18 protein-coding genes are annotated in these 23,866 nt (G+C 68.5%); 9 read left to right on the plus strand and 9 right to left on the minus strand.

The genetic code is table 11. The annotated features are described in order from the left end of the window. The first annotated feature begins 17 nt into the window (after positions 1-17). The 5 genes from CP978_RS23790 (at position 18) to cimA (ending at position 7,206) form a co-directional block, all read left to right on the plus strand. Positions 18-638: a TetR/AcrR family transcriptional regulator gene (locus CP978_RS23790; RefSeq protein WP_043444095.1), complete on the plus strand. Its 621-nt coding sequence runs from the start codon at positions 18-20 to the stop codon at positions 636-638. Between the two features lie 873 nt (positions 639-1,511). Continuing rightward, complete coding sequence (locus CP978_RS23795; protein WP_043444097.1) at positions 1,512-3,920, plus strand: glycoside hydrolase domain-containing protein; 2,409 nt, start codon at positions 1,512-1,514, stop codon at positions 3,918-3,920. Between the two features lie 11 nt (positions 3,921-3,931). After that, the gene (locus CP978_RS23800) at positions 3,932-4,390 is read left to right on the plus strand and encodes a hypothetical protein (protein ID WP_052454255.1); all 459 of its coding nucleotides are present in this window, start codon (positions 3,932-3,934) and stop codon (positions 4,388-4,390) included. A gap of 157 nt (positions 4,391-4,547) precedes the next feature. Beyond that, positions 4,548-5,024: a hypothetical protein gene (locus CP978_RS23805; RefSeq protein WP_079162281.1), complete on the plus strand. Its 477-nt coding sequence runs from the start codon at positions 4,548-4,550 to the stop codon at positions 5,022-5,024. 577 nt (positions 5,025-5,601) lie between these two features. Continuing rightward, positions 5,602-7,206: a citramalate synthase gene (gene cimA / locus CP978_RS23810; protein ID WP_043444101.1), complete on the plus strand. Its 1,605-nt coding sequence runs from the start codon at positions 5,602-5,604 to the stop codon at positions 7,204-7,206. A gap of 104 nt (positions 7,207-7,310) precedes the next feature. On the opposite strand, the gene CP978_RS23815 is transcribed toward cimA, so the two are convergent. Then, positions 7,311-9,179, minus strand: a complete 1,869-nt coding sequence (locus tag CP978_RS23815; RefSeq protein WP_167748016.1) for a ricin-type beta-trefoil lectin domain protein — start codon at positions 9,177-9,179, stop codon at positions 7,311-7,313. Between the two features lie 254 nt (positions 9,180-9,433). On the opposite strand from CP978_RS23815, the gene CP978_RS23820 reads away from it, so the two are divergent. Together CP978_RS23820 and CP978_RS23825 are read left to right on the plus strand one after the other, a co-directional pair. Continuing rightward, positions 9,434-12,460 carry a glycoside hydrolase family 3 protein gene (locus tag CP978_RS23820; RefSeq protein WP_043444104.1) on the plus strand — a complete coding sequence of 1,009 codons (3,027 nt, stop codon included), beginning with the start codon at positions 9,434-9,436 and terminating at the stop codon, positions 12,458-12,460. 174 nt (positions 12,461-12,634) lie between these two features. Then, the gene (locus tag CP978_RS23825) at positions 12,635-13,987 is read left to right on the plus strand and encodes a membrane protein (RefSeq protein ID WP_043444106.1); all 1,353 of its coding nucleotides are present in this window, start codon (positions 12,635-12,637) and stop codon (positions 13,985-13,987) included. A gap of 111 nt (positions 13,988-14,098) precedes the next feature. Here the strand turns inward: CP978_RS23825 and CP978_RS23830 are convergent, their stop codons facing one another. After that, positions 14,099-14,701 carry a YceI family protein gene (locus CP978_RS23830; RefSeq protein WP_043444108.1) on the minus strand — a complete coding sequence of 201 codons (603 nt, stop codon included), beginning with the start codon at positions 14,699-14,701 and terminating at the stop codon, positions 14,099-14,101. Between the two features lie 431 nt (positions 14,702-15,132). On the opposite strand from CP978_RS23830, the gene CP978_RS23835 reads away from it, so the two are divergent. Together CP978_RS23835 and CP978_RS23840 are read left to right on the plus strand one after the other, a co-directional pair. Beyond that, a complete protein-coding gene (locus CP978_RS23835; RefSeq protein ID WP_043444110.1) occupies positions 15,133-16,725 on the plus strand; it encodes an acyl-CoA carboxylase subunit beta in 1,593 nt (530 codons plus the stop codon). A 57-nt stretch (positions 16,726-16,782) separates the two neighbouring features. Beyond that, positions 16,783-16,974: an acyl-CoA carboxylase subunit epsilon gene (locus tag CP978_RS23840; protein WP_043444112.1), complete on the plus strand. Its 192-nt coding sequence runs from the start codon at positions 16,783-16,785 to the stop codon at positions 16,972-16,974. 141 nt (positions 16,975-17,115) lie between these two features. On the opposite strand, the gene CP978_RS23845 is transcribed toward CP978_RS23840, so the two are convergent. The 7 genes from CP978_RS23845 to CP978_RS23875 form a co-directional block, all read right to left on the minus strand. Continuing rightward, positions 17,116-17,697, minus strand: coding sequence for a GTP-binding protein (locus CP978_RS23845; protein ID WP_043444114.1), 582 nt, complete (start codon positions 17,695-17,697; stop codon positions 17,116-17,118). After that, on the minus strand, positions 17,678-18,250 hold the full coding sequence (locus CP978_RS23850; protein WP_063839077.1) for a DUF742 domain-containing protein: 573 nt from the start codon (positions 18,248-18,250) through the stop codon (positions 17,678-17,680). The genes CP978_RS23845 and CP978_RS23850 overlap by 20 nt, the downstream gene beginning before the upstream one ends. A gap of 99 nt (positions 18,251-18,349) precedes the next feature. Further along, the gene (locus CP978_RS23855; RefSeq protein ID WP_033321188.1) at positions 18,350-18,763 is read right to left on the minus strand and encodes a roadblock/LC7 domain-containing protein; all 414 of its coding nucleotides are present in this window, start codon (positions 18,761-18,763) and stop codon (positions 18,350-18,352) included. 10 nt (positions 18,764-18,773) lie between these two features. Beyond that, positions 18,774-22,010: a sensor histidine kinase gene (locus CP978_RS23860; protein ID WP_043444118.1), complete on the minus strand. Its 3,237-nt coding sequence runs from the start codon at positions 22,008-22,010 to the stop codon at positions 18,774-18,776. Positions 22,011-22,378: 368 nt separating this feature from the next. Next, the gene (locus tag CP978_RS23865) at positions 22,379-22,954 is read right to left on the minus strand and encodes a GTP-binding protein (protein ID WP_043444120.1); all 576 of its coding nucleotides are present in this window, start codon (positions 22,952-22,954) and stop codon (positions 22,379-22,381) included. Next, positions 22,935-23,333 carry a DUF742 domain-containing protein gene (locus tag CP978_RS23870; RefSeq protein ID WP_043444122.1) on the minus strand — a complete coding sequence of 133 codons (399 nt, stop codon included), beginning with the start codon at positions 23,331-23,333 and terminating at the stop codon, positions 22,935-22,937. Before CP978_RS23870 ends, CP978_RS23865 begins: the two co-directional genes overlap by 20 nt. 111 nt (positions 23,334-23,444) lie before the next feature. Next, entirely contained in the window at positions 23,445-23,858 is a 414-nt protein-coding gene (locus CP978_RS23875) for a roadblock/LC7 domain-containing protein (protein WP_043449374.1), read from the minus strand. Positions 23,859-23,866 lie beyond the last annotated feature (8 nt).

Here is a 23,866-nt window from a genome sequence, read left to right on the forward strand (position 1 = left end):
AGGTCGAGGAGTCGCGGATGACCGACGCTGCCCGGGCGCGGCGCAACGCGCCCCCACGCGAGGAGGTGCTCGCCGCGGCCATGGGCATGATCGCCGAAGGCGGTCTGGAGAAGCTCACCATGGCGGCGCTCGGCCGGGAGGTCGGGATGAGCAGTGGCCATCTGCTCTACTACTTCCGCTCCAAGGACGAGCTGCTGCTGCGGACCCTGGAGTGGAGCGAGGGCCGACTGGGCGCCGCACGCGGACGCCTGCTCAGCGGTACCGCCCCGGCCCGGGAGCGGCTGGACGCCTATGTCGACCTGTATGTCCCCGCCGGTCACCGTGACCCGCACTGGTCGCTCTGGCTGGAGGTCTGGAACCGCTCGCAGAACGCCGACGACGACGCCCGGGACCGGCAGGCCGCCATCGAGAAGGCCTGGCACCGTGATCTGGTCGCCCTGCTCGCCGAGGGGGTGTCCGGGGGAGAGTTCCGGGCGGTCGACCCGGACCGCTTCGCCGCCCGGCTGCGCGCGCTCCTCGACGGCTTCTCCATCCATGTGGCGATCGGCCTGCGCGGCACCGACCGGGAGCGGATCCTCGGACATGTCAGGGACTTCCTGGACGAGTCGCTGGACGGACGGGGACGCGTGGACAGCTGAGATGCCCTTGCATCCCTGGGGACCCGGCGCGGACGTCTGTTCGAAGGACGTCCGGGAGTGCCGGCCCCGGTGGGGGCGGTGTTCTCCCCTCGCAGGTCAGCGGCACCTTTCTGCCGCCAGGGCGTCGACTCGACCAATTCCGCTGAATAACCAGGATTCACCCACCCATCCACCCATTCATGTCGTGTGATGTGGATCACATCTGGATGGCTACTCCTTGTTCATGTCACGGCGGAAACCTCCGGCCGGCCCCGCTGTGCAGTTCGGCTGAAATCAGCGGGCTCGTCATGGGTGGCGGCGTGCATATGGGGCGGCTCCGGCGCCTCGTCGGTCAGGGTTCGCCACCTCCGGATGCGTGATCACCGGGCGTGGATCGACGTGCGAGCAGGCGGGCCGGTGGCTGAAGATCGCTCATTCAATTCCGGCATCCCGCGAGGAAGCTGGCGAATCGGAGAAGAGATTGAAAACGGGAAGGACGGGCACACCGGGGAACTCTCGGTGACGTCTCCCTTCGGTCGCTGCGACCCCCGCACCCCGAGAATCCTTTGCATTCCTTTCAGTTGATCTATGCTCTTGGCGGTCGCTGGGGAGCGGGGGCGCTTGTATCGGATTCCTTGAATCCGATTCTTTCTCGTGGTTGCGTGCGTGACCATTCAGGGGGAGGGGGGAGGCGATAAGGATCGGCCAAAGTCCATGGCCGCGTCTGCTGTCACATGTCGTGAGTCCATCGAGCGCCTTCGGCTTTCTTGCGGAGACTTTCGAGCACTTTTAAAGTGCATATCCCTGATCCACGCGCCAGACTGCCTCCGCTGATGGCGGTCGTTGTGCTCTGCCTCCTTTTCTTAATCCGTCAAGCAGTTCAGGAGTCCTGGTATGGCTGACGAGAAAGTCCTCGAAGCGCAGAAGTGGGTCAATGAGACCTACGGAAGTGTGTCCGGCTACCAGAAGTGTCCGGAAGACGGCAGAACCGGCTGGTCCACCATGTACGCCCTCACGATGGGTTTGCAGAAGGAGCTCGGCATCAGTCCCGTGGTCGCGAACTTCGGAGACGGAACCGTCGCCAAACTCGCCGCACTCGGCGATATCGGTAGCGGCTGGGCCAAGAACGGAAACATCGTAAAGATCATCCGGTACGGGCTGTTCTGCAAGGGCTACACCGGCGGCTACTTCGACACCGGCTACTACGACCCGGACATCGCGCTCGCCGTGAAGCATATGCAGGGAGACATGGGGCTCTCTCAGAGCGGCACACTCCAGGCGAAGGTGTTCAAGGCGCTCCTCAACATGGATGCCTATGTGCTCACCGCCGGCGGGTCGGACGAGGTCCGCTCCATCCAGCAGTGGTTGAACGGGCGTTACTGGACGAAGGCGACGGTCGACATATGCCCTGCTGACGGGCACTACTCTCGTAACGTTCAGCAGAACCTGATGAAGGCCATCCAACTGGAGATCGGAATCGCGGAGGCAGACGCCACCGGCAATTTTGGCTCCGGAACGCAGGCCGGCCTCAAGTCCAAGGCCTTGGTGTCCGAGGGGTCTTCCGGGATCTTCGTTCAGCTGTTCTCCGCTGCATGCGTCTTCAACCAGCCGATCCTCACCTTTAATGCGGACGGCAGCGAGGTCGCAGTAAATACGGTGTTCAAGTCGACGTTCGACAGTAATCTGACGACATTCGTCAAAATATTCCAGAAGTTCTCGGCGCTGTCTCCCAACGGTCAGGGCGACTATGCGACCTGGGCTCAGCTTCTGGTGTCGATGGGGGACCCGGACCGACCGGTCACCGCTGCCGACACTGCCTACACCATCACGCCGTCGCGGGCGGCGAGGATGGCCAAGGACGGCTACACGTGTGTCGGCAGGTACCTCAACGAGGCCTCTGCCGGTGGCGGATCGAAGATGCTTGAAGAAGGCGAACTCGCCAATATCTTCGCCGCCGGCCTGCGTGTCTTCCCGATCTTCCAGGACAACGGCAGGTCCCTGTCGGAGTACTACTTCGGAAACGGGTTCGCCCACGCACAGAAGGCCCACGACCAAGCCGTGCATTTCGGGTTCAACCGAGGCACGGTCATCTACTTCGCCGTCGACTACGACGCCACCGACGTCGATATGCCGCACATCCTGGAGTACTTCCGGGGCGTCGCGTCAGGACTCGGAAACAAGGGGAAGCGGTACGTGCACGGCGTGTACGGGTCTCGGAACGTGTGCACCCAGGTCACCAAGGAGACATACGCGCGCTACTCGTTCGTGTCCGGCATGTCTTGGGGCTTCTCCGGCAACCTGGGCTATCCCCTGCCGCAGAACTGGTCGTTCAACCAGGTCAAGGAGTACCAGGTCACCAACGGAACGGACACGTTCTGGCTTGACCGCGACGCCGACCGCATCGGCTACGACTCCGGCCAGGGCAGCGTCAACAAGACGACGCAGCCCGCAGATTACTTCGTCAACTACGTCGAGATGCTGTACGACCTGGCGAAGGCCTACGGCAAGGGCAACCCGAACCAGCTCGTCATGGAGTACATGCGTAGCGAAAGCTACGACGACAGTAAATGGCAGACCATGATCGGGAAGGCCGACGCCGGCTTCGTCTCCTATGTGAACAGCCGCAACTTGAGCGTCTGGACCGAGTTCAAGGACCCGTTCACCGGCCAGGATCTCGGACCGGAGCACCTGATGGCCACAGCGAACGGCCAGTTCGTCAAGCCGAACCCCAAGGGAGACATCAGCCTCGGCGACGTTGCCGGCTGGGGTGGTGACCTGATGACCCTGTACGGCGAATGGCGGCGTGACCACGACTCATATGCCTCCGGTGCGACTTACATCAGCGAAAGGATGGGCAAGATCGGCGTCGCATCCTCGTTCGGATTCACCGACCTCATCGAAGACGCCGACGGCTATCTCATCGCCCAGGCCGTGCGCGTCGGCGGCAAGAACATCGTTGAGGCCGTCCACGACCACTACCAGGGCAATGGCGGGCTCACCCGGTTCAGGGACTACGTCAGCCAGCGCTTCGGCGGCACCATCAGCGAGGCAGCCGTCCAGGCGAGGAAGATTCTGACCGATACTCCTGTCTCCGCGGACGGAGTGATCCTCGTGAGTGGCCGCGCCCTCCTGATCCAGCAGTTCGGTGGCTTTCCCACTTTGATGCCGCACAACTTGCCCGCCGGTCAGCTCGACGCATGGTGCAACGCGTTCGGTGACAACCTTCTGCAGCACGCCTCCACGGAAACCCTCCGGCGGGCTGAGTACCAGGCGAACCAGCAACGGCTCCTCCGCTCGAAGTAGCGTCAGGGTGCATGACCCCCCTCTTCACGCTCTTCGGTCCGCCCGCGATCACGCTCTTCCTTTTTGTCGTCGGGGCACTCCCGTACGCGTTGTGGGTGACCAGGAGGAAGCCCTCGCGGCCGGCCCGCTGGGCTGTGATCGGCAGCGCGGCGGCGATCGCCGCCTATGGGGCCGGAACCGTCTACGGGCTCGCCTTCACGAACCCACTTGACCTGTGCGCGGTCAAAACGGGCCACGGCGTGTACATGGATGAAGGGAGGGACTACAGCCTGATATCGGTGAGCGTGGACAGCTTTCCGCCGTCCGTCATCTGCCACTGGGCCAGTGGCCACAGCACCGAAGTGGTGTGGTTCTGGACTGCGCCCCTGCTGTACGCGGGGCTGGCCTGCTCCGTCGTCTGCTTCGCCCTGCTCCTCATCAACCGCAACAAGCGTAGAAAGGCACTCGATGACAACCAGCTTGACGCGTAGACGGGTTCTCGGCCTCGGCATAGGAGCCGGGGCGGCAATCACCCTGGCGACCGCTGGGCCCGTGCAGGCCGCCGCCCCTGCTGCAGGTGAGCACCAGTGGAGACGTCCCCAGTCCGCGAACGACTGGCCCGTCCTTGACCACGCCACGAGGTACCGGGTGGAGGGCACCAACGTCGAGGTCTCCTTGGCGAAGGGTGATGCGGCGACGGTACTGCTGCATGTGGCCCGCCGGTTCGCATACGAAATCGACATGCTTCGCCCCGGCGACGTTCAAGGCCACACCGTCCAGCACACCGTTCGAGCCGACTTCGAATCGAACTACTTGTCCGGTACCGCGATCGCGATCCGTCCCCTTTTCTACCCGCTGGGAGCGCAGAAGGGCACGGGCCTGTCCGATCTGGAGAGGGTCGTCATCGCGGACATCCTCGCCGATTGCCAGGACGTCGTCGGCTGGGGCGGACACGAGAAGCAGGTCAAGGAGTCCCACTTCCAGATCGACGTACGCCCCGGTGATCCCGGGCTTGCCCGCCTGGCCCGCCGGCTCCGCGGCGAGGGCGCGGCACCCGGATCCGGCGCCGGATCGATCGACCCGTTCCTCCCCGACCGCCGCAGAAAAGCCGCGGCATACATCTGATCGCTCTCGGGCTTCGACGCGCGGCTGCCGGCCGAGCCGCGGTCGATCGACTCCCTCGACATCCCGCCGGCACCTGACGCCACAGGGTTCGAGGAGCGGCTGAGGGCGCTTCCGGCGGGCGGATCCGGGCGTACAGGACGCCGGACGTCACGGTCCACGCGAACGCCGACGTGGGCCGTGACCGGTTCCCCCGGGCTCTCGCCGGCCTTCCCCTCGACCGCCGGACCGGGCAGTCCCGGTAGCGACACGCTTCAGGCGTCTCACGAACGTCCCCGGCGCCGCCCGCATCCTGAGACAGCGGTGAGTGTCGGGGGCGGAATGTGCCAGACTGCACCCGTGCTCTCGTTCGCCATGATGATTGGCAGCAGGCGCGCCGGTCCGCAGTGACCGCCTTGTACGACCAGGTACGGGCGGCCACCGTCGTCCTCGACCCGCGCGCAGACCTCTCGCACCCGCGAGAGGTTTTTCTGTTTTCCTGGCCCACCATCAGTCGGGAAGGGGAGCGCGAGGGACTATGGAGGGACGGTGGAACCGGTCATTCCGGTAGACCGAGATTTCTTACAGGAGCCTTCAGACCATGACGGAAACCAGCGAAATCGACGACTCGTTCCATGTCTTCGACACCACGCTGCGTGACGGCGCGCAGCGTGAGGGCATCAACCTCACCGTCGCGGACAAGCTGGCCATCGCACGGCACCTGGACGACTTCGGCGTGGGCTTCATCGAGGGCGGCTGGCCCGGCGCCAACCCGCGGGACACCGAGTTCTTCGCCCGTGCCCGGCAGGAGATCGACTTCCGGCACGCCCAGCTCGTCGCCTTCGGCGCGACCCGGCGGGCCGGCGGCAAGGCGGCCGAGGACCCGCAGGTCAAGGCGTTGCTGGACTCCGGGGCGCCGGTGATCACCCTGGTCGCGAAGTCCCATGACCGCCATGTCGAGCTGGCGCTGCGCACCACGCTCGACGAGAACCTGGAGATGATCCGCGACACGGTCGCCCATCTGCGGGCCCAGGGCCGCCGGGTCTTCGTCGACTGCGAACACTTCTTCGACGGCTACCGGGCCGATCCGGAGTACGCCAAGTCGGTGGTCCGGGCGGCGTCCGAGGCGGGCGCCGATGTGGTCATCCTCTGTGACACCAACGGCGGCATGCTGCCGGCGCAGGTCCACGCCGTGGTGTCCACGGTCCTCGCGGACACCGGAGCCCGGCTCGGTATCCACGCCCAGGACGACACGGGCTGCGCGGTCGCCAACAGCCTCGCCGCGGTGGACGCGGGCGCGACCCATGTGCAGTGCACGGCGAACGGCTACGGCGAGCGGGTGGGCAACGCCAACCTGTTCCCGGTGGTGGCCGCCCTGGAGCTGAAGTACGGCAAGAAGGTGCTGCCCGAGGGCCGGCTGCGCGAGATGACCCGTATCTCGCACGCGATCGCCGAGGTGGTCAACCTCACGCCCTCCACCCACCAGCCCTATGTGGGCGTGTCCGCCTTCGCCCACAAGGCGGGTCTGCACGCGTCCGCGATCAAGGTGGACCCGGACCTGTACCAGCACATCGACCCCGAGCTGGTCGGCAACACCATGCGGATGCTGGTCTCCGACATGGCGGGCCGCGCCTCGGTGGAGCTGAAGGGCAAGGAACTGGGCATCGACCTGGGCGGCGACCGGGAGCTGGTCGGCCGGGTCGTGCAGCGGGTGAAGGAGCGCGAGCTCCAGGGCTACACCTATGAGGCGGCGGACGCGTCGTTCGAGCTGCTGCTGCGCGAGGAGGTGGGGGGCCGCCCCCTGAACTACTTCCGCACGGAATCCTGGCGGGCCATCGTCGAGGACCGCCCCGACGGCACCCACGCCAATGAGGCCACGGTCAAACTCTGGGCCAAGGGCGAACGCATCGTCGCGACGGCGGAGGGCAACGGCCCGGTGAACGCCCTGGACCGCGCGCTCCGGGTCGCCCTGGAGAAGATCTACCCCCAGCTCGCCGTTCTGGATCTGGTCGACTACAAGGTCCGCATCCTGGAGGGCAAGCACGGCACCCAGTCCACGACCCGGGTGCTGATCTCCACCTCGGACGGCCGAGGCGAGTGGTCCACGGTCGGCGTGGCCGAGAACGTGATCGCGGCGTCCTGGATGGCGCTGCAGGACGCCTACACCTACGGCCTGCTCCGGGCCGGAGTGGAGCCGGCCGAGTAACGCGGCTCGCCGGAGCCCGTGGCGGGCCCCGCCGGCCCGCCGCGGATGCGCCGCCCCTCCTCGCGAGGGACGGCGCACACGGTCGGACCTGGTCCACCGCGGCCCTACTGCAGCCGCCACTTCTGGTTCGCCGCGCCCGTGCACGACCAGATCTGGGCCCGCGCCCCGTTCGCCGACGAGTTGTCCGTCACATCGAGGCACTTGTCGGCGGCGAGGCCGACCACATCACCCGTGGACGCGTTGTACGACCACTGCTGTGCGCCGGTGCCGTTGCAGTCGTAGAGCTGCACCTTGGCACCGTTCGCCGTCGACCCCCCGGACACGTCCAGGCACTTGCCGAGCGCCCGGACCGAGCCGTCGGCCTTCACCGTCCACTGCTGGGCGGCCGAGCCGTTGCAGTCGTAGAGCTGCACCGCCGTCCCGTCGGCGCTCGACGCGCCCGCCACATCCAGGCACTTGCCCGCAAGCCCCACGAAGGCCCCAGCCCGGTCGGCGCCTCCCGACTGCGTGCCCGACCAGGTGAACGTCGCCGAGGTCTTCCCGGGCAGCGAGTACGTCGCGTGCTGCCCACCCCAGTTGACCGTCACAGTCTTCGCCGACGAGGCGTCGTTGTAGGCGATCAGCGCCTTCGAACCGTCCGGATTGCGCCACGCCACATTCGGCACCGCCGAGCTCGCGGTCGAGGCGATGCGCTGCGCGCCCGGCCGGACGAACTTGGTCAGATGGCCCATCGTGTAGTACTCGACGGTGTAGTCGACCGTGCCGCTCGCCCCGTCCCCGTTGTGGACCGTGATCAGCCCCGTGCAGGTGCCGCAGCCGCCGTTGTGGGGCCCCATGCCCTGGTCCACGGCCAGGGACCATTTCGTCACCGACTTCGCCCAGTTCCGCGTGTAGTCGACGATGTTGAGCATGTCCTCGCGCTGCTGGTTCCCGATCCAGGTGCCGCCCGAGTGCTCCGTGGCGAAGGCGTCCAGCTGCGGGTACTGGTTGTGCACCGAGGTCTGCTTGTTCACGTCGCCGCCGTACCCGTGCCAGGCGATCCCGCCGAAGTTCGGGTGCGAGCGGACCGCCGCGTCGTCCACCGTCTGGGCCGCGTAGGAGTCGTAGGTGTCCCAGTTCCAGTCGTGCGCCAGCACCTTGGTCGACAGGCCCGCCGCCTGAAGCTTCGGCAGCAGCTCGCTCTTGGTGAAGTAGGCCAGCCCGGAGGCGTTCCAGCTCATCGACGGATAGCCCGAGCAGCAGGTCGGCTCGTTCTGGGCGGTGACGTACGAGACGGGGACACCCTGGTCCCGGTACGCCTGGAGGTACTTCACGAAGTACGACGCGTACGCCCCGTAGTCCTCCGCCTTCAGCCAGCCCCCGTTGAGCTGCCCGCTGTCCTTCATCCAGGCCGGGGCCGTCCACGGGCTGGCCATCACCGTCAGCTGCGGGTTGAGCTGGAGCGCCTGCCTGGTGAGCGGCACCACGTCGGCCAGGTCGTGCGCGATCGAGAACCGGGTCAGGCCCGGGTCGCTCTGCCCGGCCGGCACATCGTCGTAGGTGTAGCCGGAACGCGCCAGGTCCGACGCGCCCATCGGATTGCGCAGGAACGACAGCCCGATGCCGTCCGTCGGTGAGAACAGCTTCCGCATCGTCGCGTCCCGCGTCGCCCCCGAGAGCGCCCCGCTGCTGTTCATCAGCCAGGCCGCGGTGTCCGTGAAGGACGCCCCGCCGCCGGTGAAGGTCTGGTACCGGGTGTTCTCGTCGACCGTGATGTTCTCGCCGCCGCCACCGGTGCCCGACTGGAAGGCGAACGGGGTCTGTGCCTGGAGGCCGCGCACCACATGGCGGCCGGCGGAGTCGTCCGTCGTGGTCAGCCAGGCCGTGACCTGCTCTCCTGCGGCGTGCGCGGGCAGGGCCGCCGCCGCGGTCAGACCTGTGGTGGTGAGCAGTCCGGCCAGCAGCACGCGAACCGCGCGCAGGGGTGCTCTCATGGTGTGCCGCCCTTCTGGGAGTGGGGGATGGGAGGGAGGCATGTGCGGCGTGAGTAAATGACGGCTCCGGTGCCGCGTCAAGGGGGTGCGCGTTCAGCTCCCGAAGGAACAACGGCCTTGAGTCGGCCAGGACTTGAGTCTGTATCCGTTCCGACGTGAAGACTTGACGGCCTTTTGGGGTACCAGTTAACTCACGCCGTGATCTAAGTCGTGAGCTCACTGTCGTGAGCCATGAGAGCCAAAAGGGAAGGTCCATGCGAAGAACCGCCCTGCTCGCTTCCGCCGCGCTGCTCGCCACTCTGCTCCCGCTAGGCGCCGCCGGTGTCGCGTCGGGCGCCGGTGACCCGGCGCCCGTGCCGATCGACCGCTTCGAGGGCGAGGTGCCCTTTGCGAGCCAGCCCGCCGAGGGCATCTTCACCTGGGGAGGCGACGCCGACGACCCGCCCACGCTCCAGCTGACCGGCCGTGCCGACGCCCCCGAGGGCGACAAGGTCCTCACCGGCACCTACGACATCAGCGGGTACGGCGGCTTCACCCATGACTTCGCCGCCGACCGGCCCGCCCACGACTGGTCCGCCCATCAGGGCATCCGCTTCTGGTGGGAGGGCCGGGACAACGGCAAGAAGATCGCCTTCGAGATCAAGGACGGCGGCGCCCACGGCGAGGCCTCGGAGCTGTGGACGACCTCCTTCACGGACGACTTCACCGGCTGGAAACAGATCGAGATCCCGTTCGCCGACTTCACCTATCGCACGGACTACCAGCCCGTCGGCGGCATCGACCATGTGCTCGGCCTGACCCAGATGTGGGGATACGCCGTCACGCTCCCCACCGGCGTCAAGGGCGGCTTCGCCATGGACGACGTCGAGCTGTACGGCAGGGCGGACCAGTCCCAGCGGGCCTTCGTCACCACGGACTCCGCCGTCTACCCGGTCACGGAGGGCGGCACGGCACAGGTGAAGGTCTCCGTCGCCACCACCGGCTCCGCCCCGCTCGACGAGCCGGTGACCGTCGGCTACGAGACGGCCGGCGGCAGCGCCGGGTCCGGCAGCGACTACACCCCCGTCAAGGGCACCCTGGTCTTCCCGGCCGGGACGGCCTCCGGGAGCACCCGCACGATCAAGGTCGCCACCCTCAAGGACAAGGCCGCCGAGCCCGCCGAGACGATCCCGCTGAAGCTGACCGTCACCGGCGCGAAGGCCCCCGAGGAGACCCCTCAGGTCGTCATCGACGCCCATGGACTGCCGTATCTGGACAGCAAGCTGTCCGTGCGGAAGCGGGTCGCGGACCTGCTCTCCCGTATGTCCCTGGAGGAGAAGGCCGGCCAGATGACCCAGGCCGAGCGCTCCGCCGTCGCCTCGGGGGGCGACATCGCGGCATACGCCCTCGGCTCGCTGCTGTCCGGCGGCGGCTCGACCCCCACGCCCAACACCCCCGAGGCGTGGGCGAAGATGATCGACTCCTTCCAGCTGAGGGCACAGGCCACCCGGTTCCAGATCCCGCTGATCTACGGCGTCGACGCGGTGCACGGCCACAACAACCTCGCCGGTGCCACGGTCATGCCGCACAACATCGGGATCGGAGCGACGCGGAACCCCCAACTCGCCGAGGAGACCGGTGCGGTGACGGCCATTGAGGTCCGCGCCACCGGCGTCCCCTGGGACTTCGCGCCCTGTCTGTGCGTCACTCGCGACGAGCGCTGGGGCCGCAGTTACGAGTCGTTCGGTGAGGACCCGGCGCTCGTCCGGTCCATGGAGACGGTCATCCAGGGTCTCCAGGGACGCGCCGACGGCCGTGACCTGAGCCGCAACGACAAGGTCCTCGGCACCGCAAAGCACTTCGTGGGCGACGGCGGCACCGCGTACGGCTCCTCCACCACCGGCTCGTACACCACCGACCAGGGCGTCACCAAGGTCACCCGGCAGGAGCTGGAGGCGGTGCACCTCGCCCCGTACCAGACGGCCGTCGACCGCGGCATCGGCTCGGTCATGCCGTCGTACTCGTCGCTCGACATCATCGGCGACGGCCAGGGCCCGGTGAAGATGCACGCCCGCGCCGACATGCTCAACGGCGTGCTCAAGGACCGGATGGGCTTCGAGGGCTTCGTCATCAGCGACTGGGCGGCCATCGACCAGCTCCCGGGCGGCACCGCCGCCCAGGTGCGGGCGTCGATCAACGCCGGCCTCGACATGATCATGGTGCCGTACGAGTACCAGGGCTTCCGTACCACGCTGATCGACGAGGTGAAGGCGGGTCGGATCAGCCAGAAGAGGATCGACGACGCGGTGTCGCGCATCCTCACCCAGAAGTTCAAGCTGGGGCTCTTCGAACGTCCGTACACCGACACCCGGAATGCATCGAAGATCGGCTCCACCGCGCACCGGGCCGTGGCCCGGCAGGCGGCCGCCGAGTCCCAGGTGCTGCTCAAGAACGCCCACGACCTGCTGCCGCTGACCAAGAAGCAGAAGGTGTACGTCGCCGGTTCCAACGCCGACGACCTCGGCAACCAGACCGGCGGCTGGACCATCACCTGGCAGGGTGAATCCGGCACCCACACCCAGGGCACGACCATCCTCCAGGGCATGCGGAAGGCCGCTCCGGGTGCGACGATCACCTACTCCAAGGACGCCTCGGCGCCCGTCTCCGGCTATGACGTCGGCGTGGTCGTCGTCGGCGAGACCCCCTACGCCGAGGGCGTCGGTGATGTCGGCAACGGACACGACCTCCAGCTGTCCGCCGCCGACAAGGCCGCCGTGGACAAGGTCTGCGGCGCCATGAAGTGCGCGGTGCTGATCGTGTCCGGTCGCCCGCAGCTCGTCGGCGACCGGCTGGGCGCCGTCGACGCGCTCGTCGCCTCCTGGCTGCCGGGCACCGAGGGCGACGGTGTGGCGGACGTCCTCTACGGCAAGCGTCCGTTCACCGGTCAGCTTCCCGTCACCTGGCCGAAGTCCGAGGCCCAGCTGCCGATCAACGTCGGCGACGCCTCGTACGATCCGCAGTTCCCCTACGGCTGGGGGCTGACCACGCTCACCCCGGTGCCCAAGGGCGGCACGGCGACCCTGAAGGTGCTGGGGCTCGCGGCCGCGGTCGCCGAGAAGACGGGTTCCGCACGGACCGGACGCGAGATCGTCACCCAGGCACGGCTGCTCGTCCAGCAGAAGATCGGGTCCGGGATCACGGCCTCGGTCTCGGGTCCGTTCGCGGACGCGGACCATCTGCTGCTGACCGGGAAGTACGCGGCGGCGGTGGCGAAGCTGACGGAGGCCTACAAGGCGGCCTGACCCGGTGGTCCCCGCGCCCCGCAAGGGGCGCGGGGAACCGCGCGGCCGGCCACCACGATCCCGCAGCCGCGCCGCCGCAGAACCCCCCCGAGCTCCGAGGCGCCCGCCCGCAGGCCACACCCCGGCGGGCGGGCGCAAAAGCCCGATTCGCGGCGATTCGGGTAACTTCGAAGTATGAAGGCCGTACTGAGCCGAGGACTCGTACTGCCGTTGGTCACCCTGATGACAGCCGTGCTGACGGTCCTGTACGCGGGTGCGCCCGGAGCGCAGGCGGCGACGGCGACGGACGTCTCCGGCATCGCCCAGGCGCTGCGCAGAAGCCCGGTCTATGTCGACCCGGCCGCATCCGGACAGCTGTCCGCCCCGGAGGCCAGGGCCCTGGCGAAGAAGATCAAGGACGCCGGCAAGCCGGTCTTCATCACGGTGCTGCCCGCGGGCTATCCGACGAGCCGTCTCTTCACCGATGTGCGCACGGCCACCGGCATCACCGGGGTGTACGCGATCCGCCTCGGCGACCGCTTCGATGCCCGGGCGGACTCCTCGGTCCTGCCCCGCACCGCCGTGCAGAACCTGGTCACCAGTGTGCAGGGCGAGTCGGCCGCCAAACAGCTGAACGACTTCACCGACCGCGCCCTGGGCAATGCCGGCGGCCACGCCCCGGCGAGCTGGGGCACCCCGGGCGGCAATGTCTCCTCCACCGCACTGATCACGGCCGCCGTGGTGCTGGTGGTCGGCGGCTCGGGCGCCTACGCACTGCTGCGGCGCAGTCGTACCCGCCGGGAACAGGAGCAGCGGGCCGCGCTGGAGAGGCTGCGGGTGGTGGTCGACGAGGACATCACCGCCTTCGGCGAGGAACTGGACCGCCTGGACTTCCGCCCCGGGGAGCCGGGTGCGGACGACGCGATGCGCTCGGACTACGCACGGGCACTGGACGCCTATGAGCGGGCGAAGTCCTTCATGGCGGCGGCGCAGCGCCCCGAGGACGTGAAGGCCGTCACCCAGGAGCTGGAGGAGGGGCGCTTCTCGCTCTCCGTGCTGGCCGCCCGGCGCGAGGGCCGGCCGCTGCCCGGCCGCCGGCCGCCCTGCTTCTTCGACCCGCGGCACGGCCCGTCCGTCGCGGACGCGGTCTGGACGCCTCCGGGCGGCGCACCGCGCGAGGTCCCGGTCTGCGCGGCGGACCGGGCCCGGCTGGCCGACGGCCGCGAGCCCCTGGTGCGCGAGGTGGACACGGAGTACGGCCGCCGCCCGTACTGGGACGCGGGACCGGCCTACGGCCCCTGGGCGGGCGGCTACTTCGGCGGCGGTCTGCTGCCCGGACTGCTGATGGGCACGCTGCTGGGCTCCATGATGGCCGCCCCGGCCTATGCGGCCGACTACGGCAGCGGCTACGGCGACTTCGGCGCGGGCGGGTACCAGGGCGGCGATGTCTCCGGCGCCGACTTCGACCCGGGGGACTTCGGCGGCGGTTTCGGCGACGGCGGGGGAGGGGACTTCGGGGGCGGCGGCGACTTCGGCGGCGGTTTCTGATCCCGGGGACCGCCCGTCCCTGGAACGACGAGCGGCCGCCCCCGGAACGACGAGCGCCCGCCCCCGGATGCGGAGGGCGGGCGTTGCTCGGGTGCCGCGGGGCAGGAGGGTTCAGGCCTGCTTGATCGCCGAGATGTCGAAGGCCAGCTTGATCTTGTCCGAGACCAGCACGCCGCCCGTCTCCAGGGCCGCGTTCCAGGTCAGGCCCCAGTCCGAGCGGAGGATCTCCGCCTTGCCCTCGAAGCCCACGCGCTCGTTGCCGAAGGGGTCCTTGGCCGCGCCGTTGAACTCCAGGTCGATGGTGATCGGCTTGGTGGTGCCCAGGATGGTGAGGTCGCCGGTGATCCGGTAGTCGTCACCGCCCAGCGCCTCGGCCTCGGTGGAGCGGAACGTCATCGTCGGGTGCTCGTCGATCTTGAAGAAGTCGGAGCTGCGCAGATGGTTGTCGCGGTCGGCCGAGCCGGTGCTGATGCTGTCCATGGTGACGTCGATCGAGGCCGTGGACTTCGCGGGGTTCGAGCCGTCCAGCTGCAGCGTCCCCTCGAACTCCTGGAAGCCGCCCTTGACGTTGGTGACCATGGCGTGGCGGGCCACGAAGCCGATGGTGCTGTGGGCCGGGTCCAGCGCATAGGTGCCGGTCAGCGCGGCGAGTTCGGGGTTGACCGCGGCGGGGGTGGCGGTGTCGGCGGTGCTCTTGCGGCCGAAGAGGCCCATGACATGCTCCTTGGGGGACGGTGGTGATCCGAAGAAGTTCAACCTTCAACGATGTCAACGAAACCGACGGTAGACCTATTCCTTTCAATTTTCAACATCATCCGCAGTGTGTCGCTCTGATCGCTGAAAGTGATCTTCAGGGATCCGTCGGGACCGGGATGTCCCGGGGCAGGGCTCCGGGGTGTCGGGGCGGGGCGCACCGACCGCCGTTCGGGGTGCTCCCGTCACTCCGTGGAGGGCATGGGGGAGCGGGCGTTGCGGGCGGCTCCCGCCCCGTCCGAATTGTGTGACTCCTACAACGCGCCGGCCCCCTCCGCAGTCGGATGGGCTGCATCCGGGGCGCATTCTGTTCAGGGGTACCAGGAAATCGGGCCGGAGACTGTACGGAGTCGACGGCCTGGTTTGCTTGGTTGACTTCGTAAGGTCGCTCCATGACCGTTTTGGACGAGGCTGTAGATTCCGGGAGCGAGCCCACGGATGCGCGCGGGCGGGTCGCCGAACTGCACGAGATCCGTGCCCGGGCCCTGGCCGGCCCCAGCGAGAAGGCGACCGAGGCGCAGCACGCCAAGGGCAAGCTGACCGCCCGGGAGCGGATCGAGCTGCTCCTGGACCCGGGGTCCTTCCAGGAGGTCGAGCAGCTGCGCCGGCACCGGGCGACCGGGTTCGGCCTGGAGGCCAAGAAGCCGTACACGGACGGTGTGATCACCGGCTGGGGCACGGTGGAGGGCCGCACGGTCTTCGTCTACGCCCATGACTTCCGGATCTTCGGCGGCGCGCTGGGCGAGGCCCATGCCACCAAGATCCACAAGATCATGGACATGGCCATCGCGGCCGGTGCGCCGCTGGTCTCCCTGAACGACGGCGCCGGCGCCCGCATCCAGGAGGGCGTCAGCGCGCTCGCGGGCTACGGCGGCATCTTCCAGCGCAACACCAAGGCGTCCGGCGTCATCCCGCAGATCAGCGTGATGCTGGGCCCGTGCGCGGGCGGCGCGGCCTACAGCCCCGCTCTCACGGACTTCGTCTTCATGGTCCGCGAGACCTCCCAGATGTTCATCACCGGACCGGACGTGGTCAAGGCCGTGACCGGTGAGGAGATCACCCAGAACGGACTGGGCGGCGCGGATGTGCACGCCGAGACCTCCGGTGTCTGTCACTTCGCCTACGACGACGAGGAGACCTGCATCGCCGAGGTGCGCTACCTCCTCTCGCTGCTGCCGCAGAACAACCGGGAGAACCCGCCGCGGGTCGAGAGCACGGACGCGGCGGACCGCCGCGGCGACGTCCTGCTGGACCTGGTCCCGGCCGACGGCAACCGCCCCTACGACATGGCCAAGGTCATCGAGGAGATCGTCGACGACGGCGAGTACCTGGAGGTCCACGAGCGCTGGGCGCGCAACATCATCTGCGCGCTGGCCCGTCTGGACGGCCAGGTGGTGGGCATCATCGCCAACCAGCCGCAGACCCTCGCGGGCGTCCTGGACATCGAGGCCTCGGAAAAAGCTGCGCGCTTTGTCCAGATGTGTGACGCTTTTAATATTCCGTTGATGACGTTCCTGGACGTCCCCGGGTTCCTCCCGGGTGTGGACCAGGAACACGGCGGGATCATCCGTCACGGCGCGAAGCTGCTCTACGCCTACTGCAACGCGACCGTGCCGCGGATCTCGCTCATCCTGCGCAAGGCGTACGGAGGCGCGTACATCGTGATGGACAGCCAGTCCATCGGAGCGGACCTCACCCTCGCCTGGCCGACGAACGAGATCGCCGTGATGGGCGCGGAAGGTGCGGCCAACGTCATCTTCCGGCGTCAGATCGCGGGCGCCGAGGACCCGGAGGCCATGCGGGCGCGCATGGTCAAGGAGTACAAGTCCGAGCTGATGCACCCGTATTACGCGGCGGAGCGGGGCCTGGTGGACGATGTGATCGACCCGGCGGAGACGCGCGAGGTCCTGATCAAGTCCCTGGCGATGCTGCAGTCCAAGCACGCGGACCTGCCCTCGCGCAAGCACGGCAACCCCCCGCAGTAACCCAGCGGACCCCTCGCGGTAACCCCGCGGACCTCTCTCTCACGGAGACTGACGCCCATGAACATCCCTGACATCCGCGTCGAGAAGGGCAACGCCGAGCCCGAGGAAGTGGCCGCCCTCACGGCCATCCTGATGGCGCGCGCCGCCGCCCAGTCGTCCACCCCGGCCCACCGGGGCCGCCCCAAGGCCGGCTGGCGCCGCCTGGAGCGCGAGCCCGGCTTTCGGGCGCCGCACAGCTGGCACGGCTGAGCGCCGCCCTCCCGAACAGCCTTCAGGGGCCCCTCTTGCGAAGAGGGGCCCCTGCGGCGTTTTCGGAGCGACCGGTGGAAAAAGAAACCCCGCACCCCCGGAGGGGCGCGGGGCGCTGTGTGCGCTACCGGGGGTCTCGCGTCACCGCAGCCGTGCCATGAGCGCGTGCTCCACCAGGGTGATCAGCGTCGACTTGGCGTCCGCACGGTGCCGTGCGTCGGTGATGATGATCGGGGCGTCGGGTCCGATCTGCAGCGCCTCCCGCACCTCTTCGGGGGCGTACGGCTGGTTGCCGTCGAAGCCGTTGAGGGCGATGACGAAGGGCAGGCCCGAGTTCTCGAAGTAGTCGACTGCGGGGAAGCAGTCGGCGAGGCGGCGGGTGTCGACCAGGACGACGGCGCCGATGGCGCCGCGGACCAGGTCGTCCCACATGAACCAGAAGCGGTCCTGGCCCGGGGTACCGAAGAGGTACAGGATCAGGTCCTGGTCCAGGGTGATACGGCCGAAGTCCATGGCCACCGTGGTGGTGGTCTTGTCCCCGGTGTGGGTGAGGTCGTCGATGCCCGCGGACGCGGACGTCATGACGGCCTCTGTGCGCAGCGGGTTGATCTCCGAGACGGCGCCGACGAACGTGGTTTTGCCCACGCCGAAGCCTCCCGCCACCACGATCTTCGCGGAGGTGGTGGAGCGGGAAGGACCGCCGCTAGAGCTTGCGAAGTCCACTGAGCACCCTTTCGAGCAGTGTCACGTCTGGCTGTCCGCCGGCGCTCTCGTCGCCGCCGGGCTGATGGATGGCGACCAGGCCCGCCTCCGCCAAGTCGGCGACGAGGATCCTGGCCACGCCGAGAGGGATCGTCAGCAGGGCCGAGATCTCGGCCACCGACTTGATTTCCCGGCACAGGTGGCAGATCCGCTGATGCTCGGGCAACTGGCCCTGCATCTGGTGCGGTTGCGCGGTGGTGTGCACCAGCGCCTCGATGGCGAGCTGGTAGCGGGGCCTGGTGCGTCCGCCCGTCATGGCGTACGGGCGCACCAGGGGGTTGTTCGACGACCCGGCGGGCGCCGGTTCGGGGTCGGGGCGCGGTGGCTGCACAGGCTGGATGTGCGGCGCCGACGGCTGGTCGTACGGAGACCGACCGGGGCCCTGGGGTCCCGGTGGCGTGTACGGCCGGCGCCGGGGGCTCGGTGCGGAGGGGAAGCTGTACCCGTTCTGGTCGACCTGGCCATGGCCGTAGGGCCAGTTGTCCGCGGGCGAACCGCCTGGGGGTGTAGCCACTTTCTCTCCTCCTCCTCCGACCGTGCCTGGCATCCGTCCTGAGGAAGCCGCGTCCCGAAACCTTACGGCCCCGGGACGTCAATGCGCACCGTCTGCTGGTCAGTTGAGAAGGCTTCCCTGGAGCTCCGCGCGGAGGTCCGGGGTCAGGACCGTACCGGCCCGGTCGACCAGAAGCGCCATCTCGTACCCGACGAGGCCGATGTCGGCCTCGGGGTGGGCGAGCACCGCGAGCGACGAACCGTCGGAGATGGACATGATGAAGAGGAATCCCCGCTCCATCTCCACGACCGTCTGGTTCACGCTGCCGCCCTCGAAGATGCGGGAGGCGCCCGCCGTCAGCGAGGTCAGACCGGAGGCGACGGCCGCGAGTTGGTCGGCGCGGTCGCGTGGGAAGCCTTCGGACATCGCCAGAAGGAGTCCGTCGGCGGAGACCACCACGGTGTGGGACACCCCGGGGGTGTTGTCCACGAAGTTGGTGATCAACCAGTTCAGGTTCTGTGCCGCCTGGCTCATCGGGCTCACACTAACGCTCCTGGTTGTAGGTGCTGTCAGGACCGAGGCCCTGGCCGTTCTTATCACTGCCTGCGTTGCGTCCCTTTTGGACGCCCCTACGCAGGTTGCTCAACCTGCCCCGCACATCCTCCGGGGCACGGGAGACCTGTGGGCCTCCTTGTGGGGTTGTCTCCGCGGTGCCCTCGACCAGATTCGCCTTGGGCACACGGCGAGGCAGGCCGGAAGAGGTGACCCCGCCCGCCCTGGGTTTCCGGAGCTGCGTCGCCTGCTGCCACCGCTCGTCGTTCGCGGAGCGCCAGTCGTCGCCCGGCTCCGTGGCCGCGTCCTGGGTCACGGACTGGGGCCGATCGGCGTGGCCGTTCGCGGCGGAGCCACGGCGGGGCAGGCCCGCGTCGGTCAGGTCGTGAGGCGCGGAGGGAGTCGGTCCCGGACGGTCGAAGCCTACGCCGTCCCGCTCACTCACGTCAGCGGCCTGCGTGGATTCCGTTTCCGGAGCGTAATCGGTTCGATAGCCGTTCTGGTAGTCGTCCTGCTTCGGCCAGGCGTTCTGGGCGGACGGACCGTCGAAGGCCGCAAGCAGATCCGAGACGCTGGATCCGGTCGCCGGAGGGTTCTCGGGGGCCGGATCCGCGAAGCCGGGCTCCTGGTAGGCGTCGCCGGCCGGGGAACCGCCCCCCTGCGGCACGCCGCCGCCGGAGGGGAAGAACGTCTCGTCGTACGCGGGCTGCTGCGGCTCCTCGTACGCCGGCTGCGCGTTGTCGTACGCCGGCTGGGTCTCGTCGAACGACGGCGGCTGTGTGTCGTACGCGTGCTCCGCGTCGTCGTACCCGGGCTGCCGACCGTCGTCGAAGGCGCCCTCGAAGGACGGCGCGGGGTTCTGGGCGTCCTGGGGGCGGTCATGGCCCTGCGTCTGGGCCCCCAGGGCCGCCCGGCGCTCCTCGCGCACCAGCGAGCGTCCGACGGGGTCCAGACCCTTGGTGTCGTCCGGGGCGTCGGCGTAGCGGCTGTCGTCGAAGCCGAGCTCCGCCGCCGTCCGCATCGGCTGCTCGCCGAAGCTCTCACCGGGGAACTGCTGCTGCTCGGGGATGATCCCCGAGACGGTGAAGTCACCGGGGGCCACGGGTTGTCCGGCGCTGCCGCCGTGGGTGATGGCGTCCGGGAGCATGACCAGCGAGGTGGTGCCCGCCTGCTCCCCGGAGGGGCGCAGCTGGACGCGGATGCCGTGCCGGTCGGACAGCCGGCCGACCACGAACAGGCCCATGCGCTGCGAGATCGCGGCGTCCACCGTCGGCGGGTTGGCCAGCTTGTGGTTGATGTCCGCGAAGTCCTCGGCCGTCAGACCGATGCCCTTGTCATGGATCTCGATCATGACACGGCCGTCGGGCAGGCGGGTCGCGGTGACCCGGACCTTGGTCTGCGGGGAGGAGAACGTCGTGGCGTTCTCCAGGAGCTCGGCGAGCAGATGCACCAGGTCGGTCACGGAACGGCCGTGGATCTCGGCCTCCGGGACCCCGGACAGCTCGATGCGCTCGTACTGCTCCACCTCCGAGGAGGCGGCGCGCAGCACGTCGACCAGGGGGACCGGCTGGTCCCAGCGGCGGCCGGGCTCCTCGCCCGCGAGGACCAGCAGGTTCTCGCCGTTGCGGCGCATACGGGTGGCCAGGTGGTCCAGCCTGAAGAGGTTCTCCAGCTGGTCCGGGTCGGCCTCGTTGTTCTCCAGGTCGGTGATCAGGGTGAGCTGCCCCTCGATCAACGACTGGTTGCGGCGCGAGAGATTGGTGAAGATCGCGTTGATGTTGCCGCGCAGCAGGGCCTGTTCGGACGCGAGCCGGACGGCTTCCCGGTGGACCTGGTCGAAGGCGCGGGCGACCTCGCCGATCTCGTCGGTGGAGGTGATCGGGATGGGGGAGACACGGGTGTCGACGCGGCCGGGGTCGGTCCGCGAGAGCTGATCGACCAGCATCGGCAGGCGCTTCTCGGCGATGCCGAAGGCGGCGTGGCGGAGCTTGCGCATGGAGCGGCTCATCTGGCGGGCCATGATCCCGGCCACGAAGAAGGCCGCCAGCAGGGCCACGACGACGATCGCACCGGTGACGAACGCGGTCTGCCTGGCGTCGTCGGCGATGACCGAGGCGTCCGCCACGGCCTTGTCGGCGAGGTCCGCCTCGATCTGGCGGTAGGCGTCGTACTTGAGGGTGTTCACACCCCACCAGTTCTGGGGGGTGATGCCCTGCCGGGCGAGCGCCTCGCGGGCGGCGGGTTCGGTGGACTGGAGCGAGGCCAGACCCGCGATCATCTCCGTGAGGTCGGAGGGCGGCGCCACATAGGAGTTGCCCTGGCTCTCCGCCTCCTTGGCGGTCTTCCGGGCCAGCGCGGCGCCGTCGGTCTGCAGCTTCTTCCTGGCCGTGTCCAGCTTCTCGGCGTCCTCCTCGGTGCCGCCGCCGGTGTACTCCTGGACGGCGACGTTCTCCAGATAGGCGTAGGAGGAGAGGGCGACGCGCTGCTGGGCGAGGCTGGTGGGGGTGGTGCCGGGCTTGATCAGCATATGCATGCCGATCGAGCGCTCCAGGGAGAGCGCGGCCTTGGTCAGCGAGATGGCGTAGACGGTACGGCCGTAGCTGGTGATGTTGCCGGTGCCCAGGCCGAGTTCATTGGCGAACTCCATCAGCGGGTGTGCGACCTCGACATAGCCCTCCTCGGTCTGCACACCGCTCATCCTGGAGGTGTAAGCGGTGCGGCGCAGATCCCCGAGGTTGCCCTCGGCCTCGCGGAAGAGGGCGAGGCGGCGCTCCAGACCGGCCGTGTGCGGCATGTTCTGGGCGGCCTGGTCGAAGAGGTCGCCGGCCTCGTCGGTGGCGGCGCGGGCCTGGATGACCTCCGCGCTCTTGTCGCCCTCACCGTGCAGCAGGGGTGCCGCGGAGATGTCGCGCTCCTGGTAGAGCGCGTCCGCGTAGCTCAGCGAGGCCTGCACCAGACGGGCGGTGCTCTCCGCGTCACGGGCCTGCCGCCAGGTGTCGATGGAGTTGTTCACCTGGAAGCCGCCCATGACCAGGCCGACTCCCACGGGGATGAGCAGGATCGCGTTCAGCCGGGTCGGCACGCGCCAGTTGCGCGGCGAGAAGCGGCCACCGGCCGCCGGGACGGACTTCGACTCCTGGCCGGGCACGTGCGCGGGTGTCGTACCCCGCGGCGGCGGGGTGAAGTTGCCGCGCGCCGACGGCTCGGGGCCGTTCTTGCTTCGCCTCACTCGACCAACAACCTCTCGGCGACGGCACCTACGTCGTGCCGCGGTGTCTGCAAAACCCTGTCGCCGAGGTGTACGTCGTCGGCTACTGGGCAGTTCACGCATTCCAGCACGTCAGCCTGCACGATTCCAAACACTCGGAATCCAGCATTCCGCCGGCCGGAAGCCCCAGATAAAACGGTCATAAAGAGCGAGCCCCGTCAAAAGACGGGGCTTTTGCGGACGCAGTGGCACCGAGTGAGCGCGACGCGTGGCCGCGACCTTCGATATCACTGTCGAAAACGTTATGAACAGCGGGGCCGGCCGTGTCAAACAACACAGCCGGCTCCCGCATATCTACGACAACTGCCGTACGAGACGGACGACTTGCTCTACCGCAGTCGTGCCATGAGCGCGTGCTCCACCAGGGTGATCAGTGCGCTCTTCGCGTCCGCACGGTGCCGTGCGTCGGTGGTGATGATCGGGGCGTCGGGTCCGATCTGCAGCGCCTCCCGCACCTCTTCGGGAGCGTAGGGCTGGTGCCCGTCGAAGCCGTTGAGGGCGACGACGAACGGGAGACCCGAGTTCTCGAAGTAGTCGACTGCGGGGAAGCAGTCGGCGAGGCGGCGGGTGTCGACCAGGACGACGGCGCCGATGGCGCCGCGGACCAGGTCGTCCCACATGAACCAGAAGCGGTCCTGGCCCGGGGTACCGAAGAGGTACAGGATCAGGTCCTGGTCCAGGGTGATACGGCCGAAGTCCATGGCCACCGTGGTGGTGGTCTTGTCCCCGGTGTGGGTGAGGTCGTCGATGCCCGCGGACGCGGACGTCATGACGGCCTCCGTACGAAGGGGGTTGATCTCCGAGACGGCACCCACGAACGTGGTTTTACCGACGCCGAAGCCTCCCGCCACCACGATCTTCGCGGAGGTGGTGGCCCGCCCCCCGTCAGAGCTTGCGAAGTCCACTGAGCACCCTTTCGAGCAGTGTCACGTCCGGCGCACCGCCGTTGTTCTCGTCGCCACCAGGCTGGTGGATCGCGACCAGCCCTGCTTCCGCGAGGTCCGCCACCAGGATCCGTGCCACACCGAGTGGCATGGACAGAAGAGCCGACACCTCGGCCACCGACTTCACCTCACGGCACAGGTGGCAGATCCGCTGATGCTCCGGCAACAGTCCCATCAGCTGGGCCGGATCGGCCGTTGTGCTGATCAGCGCCTCTATCGCGAGTTGATAGCGGGGCCTGGTGCGCCCGCCCGTCATCGCATAGGGACGGACCAACGGCTGGTCGCCCTCGTCCCCGTACGGCTCTGCGTACGGATCGTGAGAAGCGGGGGGCGGGGTCATGAATCCTCCGGGCGGGACAGCAAGTCGGTCAGTCGTGCCGTCTGACGGGGCCGGTGGGGGGACTGTGGCGGCCGGACGGTGAGGTGGTCGGTGGGGTGGTGCCGGGGCCGATCAGTGCAGCAGGCTGCCCTGGAGTTCGGCGCGCAGGTCAGGGGTGAGGACCGCGCCGGCCCGGTCGACCAGAAGCGCCATCTCGTAACCGACGAGGCCGATGTCGCATTCGGGGTGGGCGAGCACGGCGAGCGACGAACCGTCCGAGATGGACATGAGGAAGAGGAATCCCCGCTCCATCTCGACCACGGTCTGCGTCACCGTGCCGCCCTCGAAGATCCGGGACGCACCTCCGGTCAGTGAGGTGAGCCCGGAGGCCACGGCCGCGAGTTGGTCGGCGCGGTCGCGTGGGAAGCCTTCGGACATCGCCAGAAGGAGTCCGTCGGCGGACACGACGACGGTGTGGGACACCCCGGGGGTGTTGTCCACGAAGTTGGTGATCAACCAGTTGAGGTTCTGTGCCGCCTGGCTCATCTGGCTCA

Source organism: Streptomyces nodosus (assembly GCF_008704995.1).
Classification (GTDB): domain Bacteria; phylum Actinomycetota; class Actinomycetes; order Streptomycetales; family Streptomycetaceae; genus Streptomyces; species Streptomyces nodosus.

Bases quoted from the DNA above. Each gene is read 5' to 3' on its own strand.
- CP978_RS23790 (WP_043444095.1), top strand. From the start codon at position 18: ATGACCGACGCTGCCCGGGCGCGGCGCAACGCGCCCCCACGCGAGGAG.
- CP978_RS23795 (WP_043444097.1), top strand. From the start codon at position 1,512: ATGGCTGACGAGAAAGTCCTCGAAGCGCAGAAGTGGGTCAATGAGACC.
- CP978_RS23800 (WP_052454255.1), top strand. From the start codon at position 3,932: ATGACCCCCCTCTTCACGCTCTTCGGTCCGCCCGCGATCACGCTCTTC.
- cimA (WP_043444101.1), top strand. From the start codon at position 5,602: ATGACGGAAACCAGCGAAATCGACGACTCGTTCCATGTCTTCGACACC.
- CP978_RS23815 (WP_167748016.1), bottom strand. From the start codon at position 9,179: ATGAGAGCACCCCTGCGCGCGGTTCGCGTGCTGCTGGCCGGACTGCTC.
- CP978_RS23820 (WP_043444104.1), top strand. From the start codon at position 9,434: ATGCGAAGAACCGCCCTGCTCGCTTCCGCCGCGCTGCTCGCCACTCTG.
- CP978_RS23825 (WP_043444106.1), top strand. From the start codon at position 12,635: ATGAAGGCCGTACTGAGCCGAGGACTCGTACTGCCGTTGGTCACCCTG.
- CP978_RS23830 (WP_043444108.1), bottom strand. From the start codon at position 14,701: ATGGGCCTCTTCGGCCGCAAGAGCACCGCCGACACCGCCACCCCCGCC.
- CP978_RS23835 (WP_043444110.1), top strand. From the start codon at position 15,133: ATGACCGTTTTGGACGAGGCTGTAGATTCCGGGAGCGAGCCCACGGAT.
- CP978_RS23840 (WP_043444112.1), top strand. From the start codon at position 16,783: ATGAACATCCCTGACATCCGCGTCGAGAAGGGCAACGCCGAGCCCGAG.
- CP978_RS23855 (WP_033321188.1), bottom strand. From the start codon at position 18,763: ATGAGCCAGGCGGCACAGAACCTGAACTGGTTGATCACCAACTTCGTG.
- CP978_RS23870 (WP_043444122.1), bottom strand. From the start codon at position 23,333: ATGACCCCGCCCCCCGCTTCTCACGATCCGTACGCAGAGCCGTACGGG.
- CP978_RS23875 (WP_043449374.1), bottom strand. From the start codon at position 23,858: ATGAGCCAGGCGGCACAGAACCTCAACTGGTTGATCACCAACTTCGTG.